Origin of the sequence: Shewanella electrica (assembly GCF_022321485.1) — a bacterium.
GTDB classification, from domain to species: domain Bacteria; phylum Pseudomonadota; class Gammaproteobacteria; order Enterobacterales; family Shewanellaceae; genus Shewanella; species Shewanella electrica.
The window spans coordinates 1-280 of sequence record NZ_JAKOGG010000173.1 but is presented as its reverse complement, the minus strand read 5'-3'; the positions used below and the strand labels follow the sequence as shown (position 1 = coordinate 280).

Genomic DNA, 280 nt, shown 5'->3' with positions numbered 1-280 from the left:
CATTGCACGAGGGTTTCGCACCCCCAATCCTTTATTTACCAGCCTGTTTCTGCAGCGTGCGCTGGCTGAAGCGCATGGGCAGCGCCTCGTGCACCGCCATGCAGGCGAACACCGTCCCGCCGTTCCACTTGGCGGTCTCCACGCTCATCTTACTGTACACGAAGAAGGTGTCGCCGTCACCGCCGGCGCCGTTTGCGGTTCTCTCTTCCGGGAGGACGGCGGTGGTGACGAATTCGGTGGCGGGAACGGCGCGGTGGTCGCGGAGCCACCGGATCTCGAT

Annotated in this window: 1 protein-coding gene; it reads right to left on the bottom strand. The window is 63.9% G+C overall.

Annotated features, from left to right (window positions below):
• Positions 1-31 precede the first annotated feature (31 nt).
• A partial coding sequence (locus L9G74_RS24060; RefSeq protein WP_238898575.1) for an immunoglobulin domain-containing protein occupies positions 32-280 on the bottom strand: 249 nt, incomplete at its 5' end.